2 protein-coding genes are annotated in these 4,644 nt (G+C 69.9%); both read left to right on the top strand.

Going from position 1 to position 4,644, the window contains the following annotated elements; genetic code table 11:
- Positions 1-101 precede the first annotated feature (101 nt).
- On the top strand, positions 102-2,585 hold the full coding sequence (gene treY, locus U9980_RS07755) for a malto-oligosyltrehalose synthase (protein WP_322767316.1): 2,484 nt from the start codon (positions 102-104) through the stop codon (positions 2,583-2,585).
- A gap of 270 nt (positions 2,586-2,855) precedes the next feature.
- The gene (gene treZ, locus U9980_RS07750) at positions 2,856-4,607 is read left to right on the top strand and encodes a malto-oligosyltrehalose trehalohydrolase (protein WP_322767315.1); all 1,752 of its coding nucleotides are present in this window, start codon (positions 2,856-2,858) and stop codon (positions 4,605-4,607) included.
- Positions 4,608-4,644 lie beyond the last annotated feature (37 nt).

The raw sequence follows: 4,644 nt of genomic DNA, 5'->3' as shown, positions 1-4,644 counted from the left end.
CTCGGGCGAGAGCGGTCCGTTCGACGCACGTGCCACCAACCGGATCGTGAAGGCCGACGACCCCATCGAGGTCGACGCCCGGTCAACCCTGGTGCTGCGCTGTGCCGACTGAGTCACGGGGCGGCGTCACCCCGACGCCCGCCCGGACGGTCCCGGGCTCGACCTACCGGCTGCAGCTGAGCATGGAGTTCTCCTTCACCGACGCGGCTGTCATCGTCCCGTACCTGGCCGCACTCGGGGTCACCCACCTGTACTGCTCGCCCGTGCTGGAGGCTGTCGACGGTTCGAGCCACGGCTATGACGTCGTCAACCACGACCAGATCAGCCCCGAGCTCGGCGGGTCGGCCGGGTTCCGCCGGCTCGTGACCGCCTGCCGCAAGGCGGGCCTGGGCCTCGTCGTGGACCTGGTGCCCAACCACATGGCGATCACCGCTCCGGAGACCGCGAACGCCGCCTGGTGGTCGGTGTTGCGGGAAGGCCGGGCGTCGCCGTACGCGTCCTGGTTCGACATCGACTGGAACTCTCCGGACAACCCGGGAAAGATCGTCGTCCCGATTCTGGGTGACCCGCTGGCGGACTGCCTCGCGGCCGGGGAGATCAGAATCACGACGAACGAGGATGCCGAATCCGTGGTCACCTACCACGACCACGTGCTGCCGGTCGCAGCGGGCACCGCCGACCCCGGCGACGTGGCGGCAACCCTTGATCAGCAGCACTACCGGCTGTGTTTCTGGCGCGTCGCCGCCACTGAGCTCAACTACCGCCGCTTCTTCGACATCACCACCCTCCCCGCCCTGCGGCAGGAGGACCCCGACGTCTTCGCGGCGACCCATCGCCTGATCCTCGACCAGGTGCGGGCCGGCGCCGTCGACGGCCTGCGGATCGATCATCCCGACGGTCTGGCCGATCCCGAGGAGTACCTGCGCAGACTGTCCGAGGCCACCGACGGCGTGTGGACGGTCGTGGAGAAGATCCTCGAACCGGGTGAGGCACTACCCGACACCTGGGCGTGCGCGGGCACCACCGGCTACGACACGCTGAACCGGGTCACCCGGCTGTTCGTCGATCCAGCGGCGGCCAGGCCCTTCACCAAGCTGTACGCCGAGATAACCGGCTCCTCCCCCGACTTCGCGGCGCTCGCCCGCGAGGCAAAACTGGCCGCGGTCGCGGACGTCCTACGGCCCGAGCTGGACCGGCTCGCCGCACTCGCACTGACGCAGGCGCGGCAGCGTCGCGCGGACCTGACCCGCGTCGGTCTTCGCGAGGCGCTCGCCGAGGTGCTGGCCGCCTTCGCGGTCTACCGCGCCTACATCCGGCCGGGCGGGGCCGCAACCCTGGACGCCCGCGCTCACGTGGTCGGAGCGTGTGAGCGAGCCCGGGAATCCCTGCCGCGACGGTCGGGCGAGATCGATCTCATCGAGAACCTGGCGCTGGCCGGTCCGCCCGAGTTCGTGGTGCGCTTCCAGCAGACGACCGGGCCCGTCATGGCCAAGGGCATCGAGGACACCGCCTTCTACCGGTACGGCCGGATGGTCGCCCTCAACGAGGTCGGCGGCGCCCCCGGCGACTTCCCCGCCTTTCCCGCCGGGCATCCGCACAGCGCGGTGCACGAGTTCCATGAGGCCAACGCGACCATCCAACGGACCTGGCCGCTGACGATGACGACCCTGTCCACGCACGACACCAAGCGGTCGGAGGATGTGCGTGCCAGGCTCGTGGTACTGACCGAGGACCCGCACGGCTGGGGCGAGGTGGCGCAACGCCTGATCGCTCTGGGTGAGCGCCATACCGACACCGAACGGGGCTGGCCGGACCGGCAAGCCGGCTACCTGCTGGCGCAGACGCTCGTCGGCGCGTGGCCGCTGCCGGCGCAGCGGGTCCGGGACTACCTGCTCAAGGCCGCCCGCGAGGCCAAGGTGCACACCTGCTGGACCGACCCGAACCTCGGCTACGAGTCCGCGCTGGTGAACTACGTCGACGCCGTCCTGGACGACCGGGACTACGTGGCCACCCTGGAGACCTACGTCGCCACCCTGGTGGAGCTCGGCCGCCAGAACTCCGTCGCCCAGAAGCTTCTCCAGCTGGTCTGCCCCGGTGTGCCCGACATCTACCAGGGCCAGGAACTGTGGGACGCCTCCCTGGTCGACCCGGACAACCGGCGGCCGGTCAACTTCGGCGAGCGGGCGAAGCTCCTGACCGAACTCGGGCCTGATGCCGGAGCCCGCAAACCACCCGCGCTCGACGACACCGGCGCGGCGAAACTGCTGGTCGTCGCCCGCGCGTTAAGGCTGCGACGGGAACAACCGCAGTGGTTCGGCACGGAGGCGACCTACCGGCCGTTGTGGGCGTCGGGTTCGGCTGCCGAGCATGTGCTCGCGTTCGTCCGCTCCGGATCGGTGGTCGCGGTGGCGCCCCGGCTGGTGCTGGGACTGCGCCGCGGCGGCGGCTGGCGGGACACCACCCTCCCGCTGCCCGACGGCCGCTGGACGGACCTGTTCACCGGCCGCCGGCACGACGGCGGCGTCGCCTACGTCCTGCGGCTGCTGCGCGACTTCCCCGTCAGCCTCCTGGTGCGCACCCCCTGACCGGCCATCGCGTCGTGCCGACCAGCTTCACGTCGTGCCGCGGCCGGGTCGTGACTCAGCCGAAAATCAGCCAAAACGCTGTGCGGGACGGGCCCAGCTGTGATGCCCTGAAACATGGGCAGAGGCAGAGCAGGCTGCACGCATTCCTACAAGCGACGAACCCCCTCCCCGGGGCAACCGCGGGTGGCGTGTCCGACGCCGCACCGGTAACAGCGCCGTGAAATCGGGATCACAGATGCTCACGCATTCCACAACGGGTAGACAGTACCGATGAGCACTTTCCGCGTCTGGGTGCCAGAGGCGAAGACGGTAGGTGTGATCACCGATACTGGTGGCGACGAAACCGTCCACGAGATGCTGACCGACGACGGCGGTTGGTGGTGGGTGAACGTGCCCGTTGCGGGCCACGGCACCGAGTACGCCTACCTGATCGACGGCGAGGTCGACGAACTGCCGGACCCGCGCTCCGCCGATCAGCCCCAGGGCGTCCACGGTCGCTCCCGGCTCGTCGACCACGCCCTGTTCAGCTGGACGGACAGTGCCTGGCGAGGGCTGACGCTGGCCGGGAGCGTCCTCTACGAGCTGCACATCGGCACGTTCACCCCGGCCGGCACCTTCGACGCCGCCATCGAACGGCTCGACCACCTGGTGGCGCTCGGCGTCGACGCCGTCGAGCTGCTGCCCGTCAACGCCTTCGCGGGCCGCCACGGCTGGGGCTACGACGGCGTGGGTCTGTTCGCCGTCCACGAGCCCTACGGCGGTTCGGACGGGCTCAAGCGGTTCGTCGACGCCGCCCACAGCCGGGGCATCGGTGTGATCATGGACGTTGTCTACAACCATCTCGGGCCCGACGGGAACTACCTCGCCCGGTTCGGCCCCTATTTCACCGACTCCCGCATCACCCCCTGGGGACCGGCTGTCAACCTTGATGCCGCCGGCTCCGACGAGATCCGGGCGTTCATCGTCGACAACGCACTGGGCTGGCTACGCCACTACCACTGCGACGGCCTGCGGCTGGACGCTGTGCATGCCTTTGCCGACGGCCGGGCCGTCCACATCCTCGAAGAGATCACCGTCGCGGTGCACCGGCTCGCCGCCCAGCAGCGGCGGCCGCTGTTCGTGATCGCCGAATCCGACCTCAACGACCCGCGGCTGGTGACCACCCGCGATGCCGGTGGGCTCGGCTTGGACGCGCAGTGGTGCGACGACGTGCACCATGCCATGTGGGCGGCACTGTCGGGTGAGCGCCAGGGCTACTACAGCGACTTCGGCAGTCTCGCGACCCTGGCCAAGGCGATGGAACGCGCGTTCGTCCACGACGGGACGTACTCGGCGTTCCGCGGGCGCTCCCACGGCCGACCGGTGCCCAACCACATCCCGGCGCATCGGTTCGTGACGTTCCTGCAGGACCACGACCAGGTCGGCAACCGGGCAATCGGTGACCGTGCCGGGCAGACGCTCAGCGCAGGGCTGCTGCGGGTAGGCGCCGCGCTCCTGTTGACCTCACCGTTCACGCCGATGTTGTTCATGGGTGAGGAATGGGGGGCGAGTACACCGTGGCAGTTCTTCAGTGACCACAGCGCGCCGGGGCTGGCCGACGCCGTCCGCAAGGGTCGCCGGGGCGAGTTCGCCGCGCACGGCTGGGGGCCCGACGAGATCCCCGACCCACAGGACGAGGCGACATTCGTCCGCTCCAAACTGGACTGGGCGGAACTGCGGACGGCGCGCCACGCCGGTCTGCTGAAGTGGTACCGACGCCTGACCACCCTGCGCCGAACCCTGCCCGACCTCACCAACCCGGACCTGTCCTGCGTACGCGCCAGCTTCGACGAGGACGCCCGCTGGTTCGTGTTGCGCCGCGGCCAGGTCGCGGTCGTGTGCAACCTCGCACCACGGCGCCAACCGGTACCGGTCGAGGGCGTGCCGTTTGACGTGCCGGCCGCGTCCACCAGCGGGTTCACCTACATGCCGGGCCGTATCGAGCTCGACGGGGAATCAGTGGTGATCGCCCGCCTGCTGTGAGCCGGCCTGCTGTGAACCGGCCTGCTGTGAGCCGACC

The sequence above is a fragment of the Protofrankia sp. Cr1 genome, assembly GCF_963555865.1.
Classification (GTDB): Bacteria; Actinomycetota; Actinomycetes; order Frankiales; family Frankiaceae; genus Protofrankia.
This window is presented reverse-complemented; position numbering and strand designations above follow the sequence as displayed.